Origin of the sequence: Corynebacterium sp. Marseille-P4611, assembly GCF_916618765.1 — a bacterium.
Taxonomy (GTDB): Bacteria; Actinomycetota; Actinomycetes; order Mycobacteriales; family Mycobacteriaceae; genus Corynebacterium; species Corynebacterium marquesiae.
The window spans coordinates 1,761,096-1,778,155 of record NZ_CAKAKD010000001.1; the positions used below are offsets into that span (position 1 = coordinate 1,761,096).

The following is a 17,060-nucleotide window of genomic DNA, read 5'->3' on the forward strand; positions in this document are numbered from 1 at the left end:
CTAATAATGCGTTAGTACATCGTCGTTAAAGATAAGGATGAAAGTTAATGGCAACCAAAAAGAAGTCTTCTTCTGCTGCCTCTAAGGGAGATGACCGCCAAAAGGCCCTCGATGCCGCAATGGCCATGATTGAGAAGGATTACGGCAAAGGCGCTGTGATGCGCCTGGGCGATGACAACCGCCCACCGATTAAGGCCATTTCTTCCGGTAATACCGCAATCGATGTCGCTCTTGGTATTGGCGGTTTCCCGCGCGGGCGCATCGTAGAGATTTATGGCCCGGAGTCTTCTGGTAAGACCACTGTTGCGCTGCACGCTATTGCATCCGCGCAAAAGAACGGCGGCATTGCCGCGTTTATTGACGCCGAGCACGCGCTCGACCCACAGTATGCACGCCTGCTTGGCGTGGATACCGATAACCTCTTGGTTTCCCAGCCAGATACCGGTGAGCAGGCCTTGGAGATTGCCGATATGCTGGTGCGCTCCGGCGCAATTGACATCATCGTCGTTGACTCCGTAGCTGCCCTTACCCCGAAGGCGGAAATTGAAGGTGAGATGGGCGATAGTCACGTCGGCCTCCAGGCTCGCCTGATGTCCCAGGCGCTGCGCAAGATGACCGGTGCCCTGTACAACTCCGGTACCACCGCTATCTTCATTAACCAGCTGCGCGAAAAGATTGGCGTGATGTTCGGCTCGCCAGAGACCACCACCGGTGGTAAGGCGCTCAAGTTCTACTCTTCCGTGCGCTGCGATATCCGCCGCATCCAGACCTTAAAAGATGGTCAAGATGCCATCGGTAACCGCACCAAGCTCAAGGTAGTAAAGAACAAGGTCTCGCCACCATTTAAGATTGCCGAGTTCGACATCATGTATGGCGAAGGCATCTCTCGCGAGTCCTCCATCATTGACCTTGGCGTCGAAAACGGCTTCATCCGCAAGTCCGGCTCTTGGTTTACCTACGAAGGCGACCAGTTGGGCCAGGGCAAGGAGAAGGCGCGTAATTTCCTGAAGGATAACCCGGATCTGGCCAATGAAATCGAGCAGAAGATTTTCCAGAAGCTCGGTATCGGCGAGGCCGCGGCCGAAGGCGAGGAAGGTGCTGCGATGGACGTTCCTGGCGCCGATGACCCATTGACCGATGAGTCCGTGGATCTCGTTCCAAACGTCGATTTTGACGACGACTAGAAACGTCTAACCCGTCCCCACACAGTCCGCGTACTATTTGAATCTGCATCATGAATCAGCCCGCCCCCGAAAAGCTCGCCCAACTCCGTCAGGCCCTCGAGGCCTATGAGAATGGAGCAGCTGGGGGTGGGCTTTTTGATCGAGAGGCAGAGGAAGCCAAGGCCAAGGTCCGCTCTCGGGCACTGGGCCTTTTGGATCAGCGTTCTAGGTCCCGGAAAGAGCTCTATGATCGTCTAGTAAAGGCCGAGTTTGAGCCAGATATCGTTGAGGACGTGCTAGATGATTTAGCCCACGTGGGGCTGGTGAATGACGCAGCCTTTGCACACGAGTGGGTGCGCCAACGGCATAAGCGGCGCGGCAAGTCCAGTACGGTTCTCAACAGGGAATTGCGGGAAAAGGGCGTGAGCGAGGCCGACCGTGCTGAGGCCCTCGAGCAAATTGACCCTGCCGATGAACAAGCCATGGCGCAGGCCCTTGCGGAAAAGAAGGCTCGCTCCATTAAGACCGTCCCGCCGGATCGCAAGGAGCGCGACAAGGCTCTACGCCGCATCGTGGGTGTGCTGGCACGCCGCGGCTTCAATGAAGGAATGTCATTGCAGATCGCAATCGCAGCGCTTGACGCGCGGTGCGCGGAACTGCGCGCAGAGGACTGATACGGCCAAGGCAGGGTAGCGCCGGAATGGCCAAGTCCGGCAGTTATGAGATGCCTAGCTTCATGGCTAAACTATGCCGACGTGGAGCAGACAATCGCAGATAACCGTACTTATGAAGTCCGAACTTTCGGCTGCCAGATGAATGTGCACGATTCCGAGCGCATCTCTGGCCTTTTGGAGGAGGCCGGCTACGCGGCCGCCGGTGAAGGCGTGGAGCCAGATCTCATCGTCTTTAATACCTGCGCCGTGCGCGAAAATGCCGATAAGCGGCTCTACGGCACCTTGGGTGCCTTGAAGAAGACAAAGGAAAATCATCCCGGTATGCAAATTGCCGTGGGTGGTTGCTTGGCGCAGAAAGACAAGGACACCGTCCTAGACAATGCTCCGTGGGTAGATGCTGTCTTTGGCACCCACAATATGGCGGCCCTGCCGACGCTGCTGGAGCGCGCCCGACACAACGATGAGGCACAGGTGGAAATCGTTGATTCCCTCGAGGCTTTTCCGTCGGTCTTGCCAGCCAAGCGTGAGTCTGCCTATGCCGGCTGGGTTTCTGTCTCTGTAGGCTGCAATAACACCTGCACCTTCTGTATTGTTCCTTCCTTGCGCGGCAAGGAAGAGGACCGTCGGCCCGGCGATATCTTGGCCGAGGTTAAAGCCTTGGTAGACCAGGGCGTATCCGAGGTCACCCTGCTGGGACAAAACGTCAATGCTTATGGCGTCAATTTCGCCGATCCCGACATGCCACGCGACCGTTTCGCCTTTTCTAAGCTGCTGCGCGAGGTCGGCAAGATCGAAGGCCTTGAACGCCTGCGCTTTACCTCCCCGCACCCGGCGGAGTTTACTTCCGACGTCATCGATGCCATGGCCGAGACCCCGGCCGTGTGCCCGCAGTTGCATATGCCGCTGCAGTCTGGCTCCGACAAGGTCCTTAAGGACATGCGTCGTTCCTACCGCACCAAGAAGTTCCTGCGGATTTTGGACGAGGTACGGGACAAGATTCCGCACGCCGCAATCACGACCGATATCATCGTGGGCTTCCCGGGCGAGACCGAGGAAGACTTCCAAGACACCATGGAATTGGTGCGCCGCGCTCGCTTTGCCTCGGCCTTTACCTTCCAGTATTCGCCGCGCCCGGGAACCCCGGCTGCGGAAATGGAGGATCAGATTCCCAAGGAGGTCGTCCAGGATCGTTTCGAACGTCTCGTTGCCCTGCAAGATAGCATTCAGGCAGAGGAAAACAAGAAGCTCATCGGCACGGATGTGGAGCTTTTGGTGCAGGCCGAAGGTGGCCGCAAGAACGATGAAACCCACCGCATGACCGGCCGTGCGCGCGATGGCCGCCTGGTGCACTTTACCCCGGTTGATTCGGATGGCACGGATATTTCGGCGGAGATTCGCCCTGGCGATGTGGTGCATACCCAGGTCACCGGTGCGGGCTCCTTCTTCTTGCTTGCCGACGCCGCCGTGACCTCCCACACCCGTACCAAGGCCGGGGACATGTCTGCTGCCGGCGAAACGCCTACCACCGCACCCATCGGCGTCGGTCTGGGATTGCCGTCGATTGGCAAGCCCGCAGCGGCCGAATCTGGCGATTCCTGCGGTTGCTAGCAGGGGAGTAGGCTAGGGAGCCATGACTGAGGAACATTCGACCACCGCAGCCCATAATGCAGCTAACGCTGAGCGTAGAGCAGCACAAACAATGGACCTCGGCGGTCACAAGGTGACGCTGAGTATTGCAGTGGTGGTCTATATCCTCTACCTGATTTTGCCCTACGCCGGTCCGGCCCATGGTTGGGAGGCATTGACCTTCGGCACCACGTCAAGTGGCGTCAGGATTTCCATCATGGAAACCGTCTCCGCGTGGCTCGCGCTCATTGGGTTGGGCGTTCTTACTCCGGTGACGCTGTTTACCCGCCGCGCTACGCCGGGACTCATCGCGTGGATGTTGGTGACGGTGTCCTTCTTCGCTAACCTATGGGGCTTCTGGTTCCGTGGCTCTACTTCCGACGGGGCGTCGTTGGGAATGTGGGTAGGAATGCTGGCTACCTTCCTAGCATTTCTGGCCTATAGCATGGTGGCGCTGCGCCGCAGCCCAGAGCAGAAGGCTGCCGAAGCCCGCGTGCGCGCCACCGCCGGACAGCTCGATGAGGTGGGCGAATTCCAATCCAAAATTGACGCGGCACCGATCCAGGAACCCCTTGTGGACAATCGCCGCAGGCAAGCTGCCGAACGCCACCGCGCCCAACGCGGCGAGCGGTAGGCCTACCGCCACTAGTCCCGCAGCCGCAACTCCCACGCAGAAGAGCGGGAAAGTTCCCGGGCGCCCAGGCTGCGATAGATGGCATTCATGGCCGCGTCCTTGGCGGCAACGGAACAATAGCAGCGCCGTACCCGTGGCCAATAGCCTGCCACCTCATGCAGCGCAGTGAGCTTGGCTAGCTGCGCAAGTCCGCGGCGCCGGTGCGGGCGATCGGTCACAGTCAGAGTCCACTCGCAAACTTCAGGATTCGCGTCCTCGTGCCGAGCCATCTCGGTCAGTGCGAGAATGCTCCCGTCCTCGGCGGTGAGCGCGATAAGAAGCGTGTGCCCGCGACGAGAGCGCAGCCGGCTGTGCGCTTCGCGCAATCGAGCACGCGTCCACACGATGGGCTCCACCGTCAGATTCCCGGTCTCCGCGTCCTTGGACGCTAGGCTAAGCAGCCGCATGACCTCGTCGAGGTAGTCCTCAGGGATGTCGTAATCCGGCCAGACTCGGGCCGTGATTCCCGCTGGGAGCAGTGCTGCGACCGGGCTTTCGGGGATGTCCATCACCAGCTGGTGCTCCGCATGCCTTTGCGTAAATCCCAACTCGCGGTAGATGCTGCCCATAGCGTCGTAGTCTGGATCCGCGCCCGGCGGGTTCAATAATCCCACGTGCGCTACGGTGCGGCCGAGCTGCCGGGCCAGCTCCAGCGCCTTCGTACCCATCCACTCGGCAACCTTGCGCCCTTCCTCATCGAGCTGCTCGCCGGGCAGAGGCAGGTCGCACAGCACGCATTCAATTTCAGCGGCCTCGCGCTCCTCCAAAAGCGGCAGGCTAATGTGGATGAACCCAAGGTAATCCAGCTCCGGGCTCGGCTCCACCGAGGGGATGAGCGGCAGGCCAAGATCAGAAACCTCACCAAGGGTGGAGTCGCCGTCCACTACGGCAAAGAGATAGGTCTGTGATTCGCTAGAACCCTGCAGACGCTGGACCACACGGCCCGGCGACGTCGATGCCGCGGCATCGCCGCTGGCTTCTTGGGCCGCCAAGTTGGCCCAAAAGACGAAGCTGCGAATACAGTCCGCAGGTTCGCTGGGCCGGGCGTGAGCGGTAGGCGAGTGCGCCGGCCGCGGTGGCCGCGCAATGTGGACGAGGTGCACTACTTGTCATTGACGGCGTTAGCGGCGGCGTCGGCAAAAGCCTGCCACTGTTCAGCCTGCGCACGCAGATCAGCGGCCTTTTTCGCATTGCCCTTGGCCTCAGCTGCCTCGGCTTGGGAGTTAAACTCATCGACCTTGGCCTGGAACTGTGCCACGCGTGCTTGCGCCTCTGGGTCGGTGCGGCGCCACTCGGACTTTTCTGCCTCGGTGACGCGCTGCTCCAGCGCCTCAATCTTGGACTCGTACTCGCGCACCTGCTTGCGGGGAACGAAGCCAATTTCTTCCCACTTTTCCTGCAGCTCGCGCAGCTTGGCCTTCGCACCCTCGATGCCCTTGGACGGGTCGATCTGCTCGTCGTATTCCGCGATCAAGGCGTCCTTGGCCTTGGCATTTTCTGCAAACTCGCGGTCGCGCTCGTCATTGACGGCATTGCGGGCATTGAAGAACTTGTCCTGGGCGGCGCGGAAGCGGGCCCAGAGCTTATCGTCCACGTCGCGCGGGGCGCGGCCGGCAGCCTTCCACTCAGTCATCAAATCGCGGTAGGCGCGGGCGGTGGGTCCCCACTCGGTGGAATCCTGGATAGCCTCGGCGCGCTCGACCAGTTTTTCCTTCTTCTTGCGGGCAACCGCACGGGCGCGGTCCAGCTCGGCAAAGTGGGAGCCGCGACGGCGGTTGAAGGAGTCGCGGGCGCGGGAGTAGCGCTTCCACAGGGCATCATCGGTCTTGCGATCAATGCCCTTAATCTGCTTCCACTCTTCTAAGATGGCGCGGATGCGGTCACCGGCGGCCTTCCATTCGGTGGAGTTTTCGGCAATCTCTTCTGCTTCCGCCGCCAGCTTCTCCTTGGCAGCAATAGCTTCCTCGCGGCGGCGTTCCTTATCGGCCTGCGCCTGCTCACCGGCTTCTACCGAGTGCTCAATGACGGCAACAAGGCGGCGGTCAAGTGCTGCGATATCACCGATGACCGCAGCGGTAGGCAGGGTTTCGCGCAATTGCGCTGCGGTCTTCTTGATGCCAGCGGCCTCACTGGGGTTGGCGCGCAGGCGGGCCTCGAGCAATTCAATTTCGGTGGAGAGATCGTCGTAACGCGCGCCATAGTGCTGTAGACCCTCCTCGGGAGTGCCGGCCTGCCATTCGCCAATCTTGCGTTCGCCCTCCGGAGCGGAAACGAAGACGGAACCATCCGCGTCGACGCGGCCCCATTTGGCCGGGTCATTCTTGCTTGGTGCCTGCACGGGAACAGGCTTTGCGGTGGGGCGAGGGCCCTTCTTGGGCATGGAACCTGGGGTAGGGATGGGAGACATGACAAGCCCTCCTATGCATAGATCGCCGCGCGTCACGGCTGCCGAATAAAATCACTCGATACATTACCGCGAATATCCCGCGCGTGCCCAGATTCTATTTAATTACCTCCACTTGGGTAGATAGAATGGAGGAATAATGTTCAATCTCATGGTAATGCCAGCGTCACCGGCGTTGGCCGTGGAGCTTTCCGCTCATGACGCCGCCTCCCGCGCACTACTTGCCGCTGCCCGTACGCTCGCAGTGGAGGCTGCGGCCGCCGGAATAGCGGAAGTAGATATCGTCGGCAGCCAAGATAAGCGCTGGTATACCGCCCATACCGGTAGCTTACGGGCCTGGGGTGCGGCCACGGACCTAGGCGGCGGCACCTTTCTTCCGGAGATCATGGCCCGGTACGTGCTGCACAGCGTGCCACAGCTTAATGCCCGCGCTAGCCGGGAGCACATCGGCCAGCCGGATCCGGCGGCGCTCACTATCGTTGTGGCAGATGGCAGCGCGGGTCTGACCGAGCGCGCCCCCTTGGCGCTCGTTCCCGGTGCCCAGGAAGCGCACGAGTGGTGCGAGGAGGTGCTAATGGGGGCGTCGGCAAGCAAGGCAGGCGAGTGGCTGTCCCAGCGCGGTGTGGTAGAGCCCGCGCTGTGGGAGGAGTTAGCAGGACTACAACCAAAGAAGGCGCAGTTGCTGGCCACCGACGCCACCCTGGGTGTTGGCCGCTACGTTGCAGGGTGGGAGGTCTAATGCGCCCAATTGCAGTCTTTGGACCTACCGCGTCTGGCAAATCCTCACTGGGGCTCGCACTTGCGCATGAACTAGACGGCGAGGTGGTCAACGTCGATTCCATGCAGCTCTACCGCGGTATGGACATTGGCACCGCCAAGCTCACCCCGGCCGAGCGCGAGGGAATCCCGCACCACCAGCTCGATGTGTGGGACGTGACCGAGACCGCTTCTGTGGCCCGCTACCAGCGCGATGCCATCGCGGACGTGGAAGGCATCATGGCCCGCGGCAAGACGCCAATCCTCGTCGGCGGCTCCATGCTTTATGCCCAAGCGCTTGTCGACGACTGGCAGTTCCCACCCACCGACCCCGCCGTCCGCGCCAAGTATGAGGCCCGGCGCGTAGAAATCGGTACCGATGCCCTGCACGAGGAGCTAGCGCAGGTGGATCCGGCCGCAGCCGCCATCATTGAAGATAAGGACCCACGTCGCACAGTGCGCGCCTTGGAGGTCATCGAACTGACCGGTAAACCTTATAAGGCTAGCCAACCGCCGAAGGACGCTCCGCCGCGGTGGGGCACCCGTTTGCTCGGCCTGCGCACTACCGCAGATTGGCTTAATCCGCGCATCGAGCTACGCACGCGCCAGATGTTTGAGCGCGGGCTCATCGAGGAAGTCGAGCGTCTCCAATCCCAAGGCTTGGTGGCCGATTCCACGGCCGGGCGCGCCATAGGCTATGCGCAGGTATTCCAAGCCCAGTGTGGCGAACTTACGTGGAATGAGGCCGTCGAGCGCACAATTACCGGGACACGGCGCTACGTGCGCCGCCAACGTTCCTGGTTCAACCGCGATAAGCGGATCATGTGGCTGGATGCCGCGGGCGATACGACCGCCCAGGCGCTGCGCGCGCTAGGGTAGGGAGCATGAAATTTGCCAAGGGTCATGGAACTGAGAACGACTTTGTCATCGTCGAGGACCACGCGGCCGCCACGCCGCTTGCCCCCGAGCGCGTAGCGGCGCTGTGCGATCGCCGCGCCGGTATCGGCGGCGATGGTGTGCTGCGCGTCGTGCGCGCGGATGCCTTGCTCGCGGCCGGGGAAATCGAGTCGCTGGCCGAGGGCATCGCGTCCAATGACTGGTTCATGGATTACCGCAACGCCGACGGTTCCGTGGCCGAAATGTGCGGCAATGGCACCCGCGTTTTCGCCCACTGGCTGCGCTCGCGCGGCCTGGTGGAAGAAGACGAGTTCACCATCGGTACCCGCGCCGGCGCCAAGCGCGTGACGGTGTACTCGTGCGATGAGCATGCGGCTGAGGTCACCGTGGAGATGGGACCGGCCGAAGTAACGGGTGTATCTACCGCGTCTATGGCCGGGGAGAGCTACGCCGGTCTAGGCGTTGACATGGGCAACCCGCACCTCGCGGCCGTGGTGCCAGGGCTGGACGCCGAGGGCCTTGCAGCCAAGACTTTCGAGCAGCCCATCATTGATGATTCTTTCTTCCCCGCCGGTGTGAATGTTGAGGTCGTGACCCCGCTGCGCGATGGCCACGTGCATATGCGCGTCTTTGAGCGCGGGGTAGGAGAGACCCGCTCTTGCGGCACCGGTACCGTGGCGGCCGCGACCGCCGCGCTTGCCGACGCCGCCGTTGACCACACCACCACCCCTCACGGCACCGTGCACGTACACGTCCCCGGCGGGGAAGTGACGGTGGACGTCTACGAGGGTGGTTCGCGCCTGACCGGCCCGTCCGCCATCGTCGCCACCGGCGAGACCTCCCTTTAGACCGCGTCGGGCCCGACGCGCGCGGTGCGCGGTGCGGGGTGAGTGCTTAGGCGCTGCGCCCTTCGCCTTCCTCTTTCTCGAATGCTTGCTCTTCGAGGGCTTGGCGGCGCAGGGCGCGATTTTTTACTTCGTTCTTTTCATACTTCGGCCCGAGCGCAAAAGCGGCGCGGCGGGCCGATAGCCATGTTTCCTTGAGCTCGCGAGCCCGTCCATCGGTCACCTTCAGCAAGGATTCCAGCTCGTTGGTGCTGACCTCTTCCGCGTTGACGCGCAGGTTCAACCGGCGCAGGAACCGTCGGGCGCCCGAAATTTCATAGTGGAAGGCTTCGATGGTGGGGTCGGAGCAATCCAGATCTAAAAGCGCCGGCCGGTAGAGCGTGCGGTCCGCGATCTTCTCGGCCGCCTCGGAGGACCGGAAGTCTTCGTACTCCGCCAAGACGTCCTCAATATCTTCGGCAGAGAGCCGAATAGAGCTGCGCAGCGCCGCCTGCTCCGAGGCATCCGGCCGTGCGTGGAGCATAAGCAGTGCCGCCGCGATAAGTAGTGCCGCGATGAAAACCCCGGGAAGTTTTAGGGTTGCCACAACCGCCACTGATCCGACCAGGATCAGCGCGAGAACCAGCACCCGCCGGTTTCTCGCATTTTCCGGAAAAGGCATCCACACAGCTATTCCACCAGGCCTTTGCGTCAGTTCTTAGTGGCCGCCGCAGCCGCAGCCACCAGAGCCACAACCGCAGCCAGCGCCGTCGCCGCAGCCACCGCTGGGCATTTCAATAGAAGCCGTCAGCAAGGCGGTGCCGGCCACGATAGAGTCCTTGGCCGGTAGCTCGTCGCCCCCCGCAGGCAGGCAGAGATCAAAGGGGAAAAGGCCATCCATGACGAGGTGGGCGAATTTCTCGCCGGTTAGCTCATTGGTACGCCACTCGGATTCCATGACGCGGGCCGCAAAGGTAGCGGCTGGGGTAGGAACCTCCGCGCCAGAGCCGGAGGAGATAACCTTCGCTCCTGCGGACTCAAAGAGCGCCGGGAATTCGCCCTCGGCCGCCTCATAGGCAGCGGCAGACTCGTAGGTGCGGACATCAAGGCCCATGGCGGTGAGGGAGATTTGCTGCCATTGCTGCAAGGGTTCGTCGGCAAGCAAAGGCCCCTGCGCCAAGTTCGCGGTGGCCTGGGCGATGGTGGTGCCGAAAGGATCGATAATCTCCAGCAGGGCGAGGACATCGTTGACCATCTCCACGTGGGCGAACCCCTGCGTAACGGCATTGAAGCCAATGAAAGTAGCAAAAGGTTCCACCGCGAGGATATTGAGCTGCGCGCCCGATGGATCGGTGAACTGAATCAGCTGACCACCGCGTACCTCGCCGGTAACGGCCAAGCGATCGCTAGCGATAGCGGCCTCGACGGCATCCTGCCAACGTTCGAAATTGAGGCCGATGGCCTGCATCTCGGTATTCTGCTTCACCCCAGTGTCCTTAACGTTCATGCCCGCCATTGTATCGCCTTGCGCAGCCAGCTAAGAATCCGCAATTCCCGCTTTCGGCCGCAACATGCCAAAATGAAAGGTAGTATGACCGAATTTTCCCAGCACAATAACGACGATCTCCTTGCCCGCGCATTCCGCGATAATGACGCCCCGGCCGCACCAGAGGCGACGCCCACCACCGGTGACCTTGACCTGGCAGAGCGCAACGCCTTCCGTCGCGTTACCCGTGAGACCACCATTCGCGCCGAGGACACCACCGATGGCTATGAGGTGGAGTACCGTAAGCTGCGCCTCGAGCGCGTCATCTTGGTTGGCGTGTGGACCGAAGGCACCGTGGCCGAAGTCGAAGCCACCATGGACGAGCTCGCGGCGCTGACCGAGACCGCCGGCGCCGAAGTAGTAGAGATGATCTACCAAAAGCGCGATAAGCCTGATCCCGGCACCTTCATTGGTTCCGGCAAGGTCAAGGAATTGCGCGATATCGTCGAGGCCACCGGCGCCGATACCGTGGTATGTGATGGCGAGCTCAACCCCGGCCAGCTCACCGCTCTCGAACGCGCGCTTAACACCAAGGTCATTGACCGCACGATGCTCATCCTTGACATCTTTGCCCAGCACGCCAAGTCCAAAGAGGGCAAGGCACAGGTCTCCTTGGCGCAGCTGGAATACCTCTATACCCATACCCGTGGTTGGGGCGGCAACCTTTCGCGCCAGGCGGGCGGCCGCGCCGGCTCCAACGGCGGTGTGGGCCTGCGTGGTCCCGGTGAGACCAAGATCGAGACGGATCGCCGTCGCATCCGCACGGAGATGGCTCGGTTGCGCAGGGAGCTGCGCGCTATGAAGACCGCCCGTGAGGTCAAGCGTTCCAAGCGCCAGCGCTCAACCATCGCGCAGATAGCCATTGCCGGTTACACCAATGCTGGAAAGTCCTCGCTCATCAACGCCATGACCGGCGCCGGCGTGCTGGTGGAGGACGCACTTTTTGCCACCTTGGATCCCACCACCCGCCGTGCCACGCTTGCCGACGGCCGCCAAGTCGTCTTCACCGACACCGTCGGGTTTGTCCGCCACCTGCCCACGCAGCTGGTCGAGGCCTTCAAATCCACCCTGGAAGAGGTACTTGCCGCCGATATTATGTTGCACGTGGTCGATGGCTCTGACCCATTCCCGCTCAAGCAGATTGAGGCGGTCAACCAGGTCATCTATGACATTGTGTCCGAAACCGGCGAGCAGGCCCCGCCCGAGATCATCGTGATCAATAAAATCGACCAGGCCGACCCGCTGGTGCTCGCCGAGCTGCGTCACGTACTCGACCACGAGGACGTCGTCTACGTATCCGCGCGCACGGGCGAGGGAATCGACGAGCTTACCGCGCGCGTAGAGCTCTTTCTCAACGCCCGCGATAGCCACGTCAAGCTGCAGGTTCCCTTTACCCGCGGCGATGTGGTGGCCCGCGTCCACGCCGAGGGTACGGTGCGCCACGAGGAGTACACGGCTGATGGCACGCTTGTCGACGTCCGCCTGCCCGCACCCACCGCCCGCGAACTCGCCGAATTCATCGTGGAGGAAGTTTCCTAAAACCAGCCCGGGTGATCCATAATTAAGGCTCGTGAGCTTAAAAGGTTGGACCGTCCACGGAGACGGTAAAAGGATTGCACCGGGCGCGGTCGTAGCGCCGGAAGAACGACTCAGCTGGGGCCGAACCATCGGCATCGGAATGCAGCACGTGGTGGCCATGTTCGGCGCTACGCTTTTGGTTCCCACCTTGACCGGATTCCCCGTCAATACGACGCTGCTCTTTTCCGGCCTTGGCACAATTTTGTTTCTGCTTATCACGCGCAACCGGTTGCCGTCTTACCTCGGCTCCTCGTTCGCGTTCATCGCACCGCTTTCGGCGTCGCAGCAGTACGGCATCGCCGCGCAAGCGGGCTCCATTTTGGTCACCGGCCTCGTCTTGGCCGCGGTGGGTGTGGCAGTCAAAATCGCCGGCCGCCGCGTCCTGGACGCCGTCATGCCGCCGGCCGTGACCGGTGCGATCGTGGCCCTCATCGGGCTCAACCTGGCGCCGAATGCGACCGAGAACTTCGCCTCCCAGCCGCTCGTGGCCGCCGTGACGCTACTCGTCATCCTGCTGGCCACCGTCGCCGGCCGCGGCATGGTCTCGCGCCTGTCCATCCTGCTCGGCGTGGTCGTCGGCTGGGTCTTCGCGGCGTTGACCGGCAACCTCGGCGATGACGCCGTGGCGGCCATCGATGCCGCCCCGTGGGTGGGCCTGCCGGAATTCCACGCGCCTTCTTTCAACGTCTCCGCCATTGCCGTGGCGCTTCCCGTGCTGGTAGTTCTCATCGCGGAAAACGTCGGCCACGTCAAGGCCGTCTCCGAGATGACAAAGCGCGATCTCGATGACCTGGCCGGTGACGCCCTGATTGCCGATGGCCTCGCGTCCACCCTTGCCGGCGGCTTCGGTGGCTCCGGTACCACGACCTACGCCGAAAATATCGGCGTGATGGCCGCAACGCGTGTGTATTCCACCGCCGCCTACTGGGTAGCAGCCTTTACCGCTATCCTTTTGGCCTTCGTGCCGAAGTTTGGTGCGCTGATCTTTACCATCCCTACCGGCGTTCTCGGCGGCGCTTGCATCGTGCTGTATGGACTCATCGGCATGCTGGGTGTGCGCATCTGGATGGATAATAAGGTTAATTTCAATAACCCGGTCAACCTGACTGCGGCCGCGGTGGCGCTTATCGCGGGCATCGGCAACCTGACCCTCACTGTAGGCGGGGTCTCCCTCGAGGGCATTGCGTGGGGCTCGGTTGGCATCATCGTGGCCTATCCGATTATGAAAAAGCTCTACGATTCCGTCGGCGAGGGACACGGCGCCAAGTACTAATTTTCAACCTGTGAATAACTGCCCGTCGCGCGCCCGCGGCGGGCAGTTTTGTTGACGGGCCAACGCGGGTTATCCACAGCGGACCGATATGCGGCTCGCACGGGCCTGCGGGTGCTGTTTAACTCAGCGGCATGACCGCATTAGACGCATACTTAAACGCTGTGGGCGCCGGCATGGACATTATCGCCGCCGTTCAGGGGCTCAGCGATCGTGAGCTGATCGCGCGAGGCGCCTCAGATATAGCCGCGCGCGACCTGCTGCGTTTATGCGATACCTACTTCGGCCGGTGCGGCTTTGCTGCCAAACAGCGAGCGGCGCGGCAGACTCGGCATTCCCTCGATGTGCTACTGCTGATTGAAAAATACGCCTTGCGCTTGCCGACGCAGCGCGATGCCTGGACCCTACGCACCGAACTGTGTGCCTTTCGCGGCAGCGCCACCGCCCTGGAAAAGCGTGCCCGCGCTTTGGTACGCGAACTGCGACCGCGCCGCGCGCCCGAAAAGGGAGTACGAATTACCCGCCGCTCCGGCGGCCCGTGGTCACTGACCATTACCGGGGATTCGGCCGATGTGGCGGATATGCACGCTGCATTGGATGCCAATAAGCCGCTGGAATCTGCCAAAGACCTCTTCTTTGGCAAGGCGGATGCGTCGCGCACAACGGTGACGACGCAGGTGGTTCTCACTCTTGACGAGCTCGACCGCGTAGTAGACGGAGGCGGCGAGGAAATCACCCTCCAACTCACCAATGGCGCTCGAATCACCGGAGCCGAGCTTGTCGCGCGGACACTGAGCGACCACGGCTATGTCACGCTCGTCCATCCCCATGAGGGCCCGGTCAACCTCTACCGGACCTCGCGCGTAGCCAACGACAAGCAGCGGCTCATGGCGGCTGCGGTCAACCCGGTATGCCCGTGGGAGAGCTGTAACTATCCTGCCGACAAGTGCCAGATTCACCACCTCAAAGCCTGGAAGCATGGCGGCGAGACCAACGCTGCGAACCTTGCGACATGCTGTCCCTATCACAACGGCGTCAATGATGATGACCCCAACGCCCCGCCGCGACGAGGCCGGCTAGCCCGGGTGCGTGGGCAGGTGACGTGGGTGCCACCGTGGGGATAGGTGGCGTCGGCAAGCGAAAAGCTCCCCACCCTTGCGGCGGGGAGCCTAAAGTCGAACCGTTTTAGGACTTAGGAAGCGTCTAGGTCCTTCTCGATGAGAGCAGCAATCTTTTCCACTGCTTCTTCGTTTTCGGAGGTGACGGTAACCTCATCGCCCTGTTCTGCACCAAGAGCCATGATCATCAGGGAAGAGGCAGCGTCGGTCTCATCCTCATCATCGTCACCGACCAGGTTAAGGAAGATATCCTCATCGAACTCGCCAGCAGCGTCCGCGATAATGGATGCGGGACGTGCGTGTAGGCCTACGGAGGAGCCAACCTTTACAGTCTTGGAAGCCATGGAAAATATCCTTTCTTACGGGGATTTTTAAAGTCCAGTGTACGAGTGTTTGGTTTATGCTGCCACGTTCTGGGCGGCTTCTTCGACGGCCTTGTTAGGCCAGAACTGCTTCATCGCCAGCACCGCCGCAGTGGAGACAACCACGCCGGCCGCAATGGCCACGAGGTAGCCCCAGAACGGGTCAATGGCGAAGAAGACGAACACGCCGCCGTGCGGGGCACGGGAACCGACCGACAGGGCCATCGAAATTGCGCCCGTCACCGCGCCGCCGGCCATCATCGAAGGGATGACGCGGAACGGATCGGCCGCCGCAAAGGGGATGGCACCCTCTGAGACGAAGGACAGACCCAGCAGCCAGGCGGACTTGCCGTTCTCCTGCTCGGCCGGTGTAAACAGAGATTTGCGGATAAACGTAGCCAGAGACAGCGCAATCGGTGCGACCATGCCGGAAGCCATGACGGCGGCCATGATCTGCATGGAGGATTCGTCACCGGTAGACAGCCCGGCCGTCGCGAAGAGGTAGGCAGCCTTATTGACTGGGCCGCCCAGGTCGAAGCACATCATCAAGCCGAGGATGATGCCAAGGAGCACGGCCGAGGAGCCGGACATGGACGATAGCCAATTTTGCAGGCCGTCCATGATGGCTGCCAACGGTGCACCCAGCAGCAGGTACATTGCAAGGCCGACGATTAGCGAGGTAAGCAGCGGGATAATGACGACCGGCATGAGCGAGCCCAGCCAGCGTGGCACTTTCCAATTGCCAATCCACATGGCGATAAAGCCCGCCAGAAGACCAGTTACCAGGCCACCGATGAACCCAGCGCCCAAGGTGACTGCGATCGCGCCGCCCGCGAAGCCCGGGGCGATGCCCGGACGGCCGGCGAGCGCGTAGGCGATATAGCCCGACAGCGCGGCGACAATAAAGCCCATAGCCGCTTGGCCGACGGCGAAGAGAACAGCGCCGAGATAGAGCAAGAACCCGGAGCGCTCGAAGTGCATGAGTTCGCCGTCAACGGTCACGTCATGGCCGGGGAGGTTGCCGAGCGAAAAGTCCGTCGATAGTGCTTGCCAACCATTTGCCATATCGGCACCACCGAAAAGGAAGCCGAGGGCGAGCAGCAGACCACCGGCCGCGACGAACGGGACCATATAAGACACGCCGGTCATAATGGCTTGCTGGATGCGCTTGCCCCAACCGAGAGACTTGCCTTCTTCTTCCGCATCGGCACGGGTAGCGGTGCCGGAGACTTTGTGCGAGTGGGGGTTGTGCGCGGCAGCGACGGCCTCATCGAGCATGGTGCCGGGTTCATTGATGGCGCGCTTGACGCCGGATTCGATTACCGGCTTGCCAGCGAAGCGCTCGCGATCGCGCACGCCGACGTCCGTGGCGAAGATAACTGCATCGGCCGCGTCGATGGTGGCTTGAGAGACAGACTCATTATTTGACGAGCCTTGGGTCTCTACGGTCAGCGAGACGTCGTCACGCTCGGCTGCGGTCTGGGTCAGCGCGTCGGCGGCCATGTAGGTGTGGGCGATGCCGGTGGGGCAGGCGGTGATGGCCACGATGCGGGTGACATCGGCCGAAGATTCTGCGTTGGTAGGGGTTGCGGCCGAGGGCGCGGCAGCGGAGGAGCCGGCGGCACTGGCACCGGCACCGGTTGCGGCAGTGCCGGCAGTAGCGCCCTGGGCGGCCGGTTCTTCGGCTGGCTTCTTCTTTGGCTTTTCGGCATTTACTACGTCCAGCACAAGCCGAACGATTTCTTCCTTGGTGGGTGCGTTGCGAAGTGCCTCGAGGAAGTCCTTGCGCACAAGGGCGCGGGCCAACTTGGACAAAATCTTCAAGTGGGCTTTGCCGCCGCCGGCCGGAGCGGCGATGAGGAAGACGAGCTGAGCGTCGCCGTCGGGGCCGGAGAAATCCACGCCGCGGCTCAGACGAGCGAATGCGAGGGTAGGTTCGGTCACGGCCTCGGAGCGGCAGTGTGGAATGGCGACTCCGCCAGGGACGCCGGTACCGGCCTTGGCCTCGCGGTCAATGGCGGGCTGTGCCAAACCGGCGATGTCGGTGGCTCGGCCGGTGTCATGGACCAGCGTGGCCAGGTTGGTGATGACGGAGTCAACGCTGTCGCCGAAGTCGGCGTCGAGCGCGACTAGGTCGGTAGTGATGAGGTCGGAAGCCATGTTTAGGCA

The 17,060-nt window shown here is 61.9% G+C and carries 16 protein-coding genes; 10 read left to right on the forward strand and 6 right to left on the reverse strand.

Annotated features, from left to right (window positions below; translation table 11 throughout):
* Positions 1–47: 47 nt before the first annotated feature.
* From recA to LG376_RS08480, 4 genes are read left to right on the forward strand one after another with little or no spacing between them, the layout of a single operon-like run.
* The gene (gene recA, locus LG376_RS08465; RefSeq protein ID WP_225746830.1) at positions 48–1,184 is read left to right on the forward strand and encodes a recombinase RecA; all 1,137 of its coding nucleotides are present in this window, start codon (positions 48–50) and stop codon (positions 1,182–1,184) included.
* A gap of 50 nt (positions 1,185–1,234) precedes the next feature.
* Positions 1,235–1,837: a recombination regulator RecX gene (gene recX / locus LG376_RS08470; RefSeq protein ID WP_049361204.1), complete on the forward strand. Its 603-nt coding sequence runs from the start codon at positions 1,235–1,237 to the stop codon at positions 1,835–1,837.
* Between the two features lie 45 nt (positions 1,838–1,882).
* Positions 1,883–3,445, forward strand: a complete 1,563-nt coding sequence (gene miaB / locus LG376_RS08475) for a tRNA (N6-isopentenyl adenosine(37)-C2)-methylthiotransferase MiaB (RefSeq protein WP_198493206.1) — start codon at positions 1,883–1,885, stop codon at positions 3,443–3,445.
* A gap of 22 nt (positions 3,446–3,467) precedes the next feature.
* Positions 3,468–4,097: a hypothetical protein gene (locus LG376_RS08480; RefSeq protein ID WP_225746831.1), complete on the forward strand. Its 630-nt coding sequence runs from the start codon at positions 3,468–3,470 to the stop codon at positions 4,095–4,097.
* An 11-nt stretch (positions 4,098–4,108) separates the two neighbouring features.
* Here the strand turns inward: LG376_RS08480 and LG376_RS08485 are convergent, their stop codons facing one another.
* Both LG376_RS08485 and LG376_RS08490 read right to left on the reverse strand, forming a co-directional pair.
* Positions 4,109–5,239, reverse strand: a complete 1,131-nt coding sequence (locus LG376_RS08485) for a GNAT family N-acetyltransferase (protein ID WP_225746832.1) — start codon at positions 5,237–5,239, stop codon at positions 4,109–4,111.
* Entirely contained in the window at positions 5,239–6,543 is a 1,305-nt protein-coding gene (locus LG376_RS08490) for a DUF349 domain-containing protein (RefSeq protein ID WP_225746833.1), read from the reverse strand. Before LG376_RS08490 ends, LG376_RS08485 begins: the two co-directional genes overlap by 1 nt.
* Positions 6,544–6,679: 136 nt before the next feature.
* Between LG376_RS08490 and LG376_RS08495 the strand changes: the two genes are divergently transcribed.
* Genes LG376_RS08495 through dapF form a run of 3 tightly spaced genes read left to right on the forward strand, consistent with a single transcriptional unit; the run spans position 6,680 to position 9,041 of the window.
* Positions 6,680–7,279, forward strand: coding sequence for a hypothetical protein (locus LG376_RS08495; protein WP_225746834.1), 600 nt, complete (start codon positions 6,680–6,682; stop codon positions 7,277–7,279).
* A complete protein-coding gene (gene miaA / locus LG376_RS08500; RefSeq protein ID WP_225746835.1) occupies positions 7,279–8,175 on the forward strand; it encodes a tRNA (adenosine(37)-N6)-dimethylallyltransferase MiaA in 897 nt (298 codons plus the stop codon). The genes LG376_RS08495 and miaA overlap by 1 nt, the downstream gene beginning before the upstream one ends.
* A 5-nt stretch (positions 8,176–8,180) precedes the next feature.
* Positions 8,181–9,041 (forward strand): diaminopimelate epimerase, encoded by an 861-nt coding sequence (gene dapF / locus LG376_RS08505; protein WP_225746836.1) that lies wholly within the window; start codon positions 8,181–8,183, stop codon positions 9,039–9,041.
* A gap of 46 nt (positions 9,042–9,087) precedes the next feature.
* Here dapF and LG376_RS08510 read toward each other — a convergent pair whose 3' ends face one another.
* Both LG376_RS08510 and LG376_RS08515 read right to left on the reverse strand, forming a co-directional pair.
* Positions 9,088–9,699 carry a hypothetical protein gene (locus LG376_RS08510; protein WP_274705874.1) on the reverse strand — a complete coding sequence of 204 codons (612 nt, stop codon included), beginning with the start codon at positions 9,697–9,699 and terminating at the stop codon, positions 9,088–9,090.
* Between the two features lie 36 nt (positions 9,700–9,735).
* Positions 9,736–10,533, reverse strand: a complete 798-nt coding sequence (locus tag LG376_RS08515; protein ID WP_225746838.1) for a hypothetical protein — start codon at positions 10,531–10,533, stop codon at positions 9,736–9,738.
* Between the two features lie 75 nt (positions 10,534–10,608).
* On the opposite strand from LG376_RS08515, the gene hflX reads away from it, so the two are divergent.
* The 3 genes from hflX to LG376_RS08530 all read left to right on the forward strand — a co-directional run bounded on the left by hflX (position 10,609) and on the right by LG376_RS08530 (position 14,535).
* On the forward strand, positions 10,609–12,102 hold the full coding sequence (gene hflX, locus LG376_RS08520; protein ID WP_225746839.1) for a GTPase HflX: 1,494 nt from the start codon (positions 10,609–10,611) through the stop codon (positions 12,100–12,102).
* A gap of 31 nt (positions 12,103–12,133) precedes the next feature.
* Positions 12,134–13,414: a uracil-xanthine permease family protein gene (locus tag LG376_RS08525; RefSeq protein WP_225746840.1), complete on the forward strand. Its 1,281-nt coding sequence runs from the start codon at positions 12,134–12,136 to the stop codon at positions 13,412–13,414.
* Positions 13,415–13,545: 131 nt separating this feature from the next.
* The gene (locus tag LG376_RS08530; RefSeq protein WP_225746841.1) at positions 13,546–14,535 is read left to right on the forward strand and encodes an HNH endonuclease signature motif containing protein; all 990 of its coding nucleotides are present in this window, start codon (positions 13,546–13,548) and stop codon (positions 14,533–14,535) included.
* 68 nt (positions 14,536–14,603) lie between these two features.
* Here the strand turns inward: LG376_RS08530 and LG376_RS08535 are convergent, their stop codons facing one another.
* Together LG376_RS08535 and LG376_RS08540 are read right to left on the reverse strand one after the other, a co-directional pair.
* Entirely contained in the window at positions 14,604–14,873 is a 270-nt protein-coding gene (locus LG376_RS08535) for an HPr family phosphocarrier protein (protein ID WP_005325102.1), read from the reverse strand.
* A 54-nt stretch (positions 14,874–14,927) separates the two neighbouring features.
* A complete protein-coding gene (locus LG376_RS08540; protein WP_225746842.1) occupies positions 14,928–17,051 on the reverse strand; it encodes a fructose-specific PTS transporter subunit EIIC in 2,124 nt (707 codons plus the stop codon).
* Positions 17,052–17,060 lie beyond the last annotated feature (9 nt).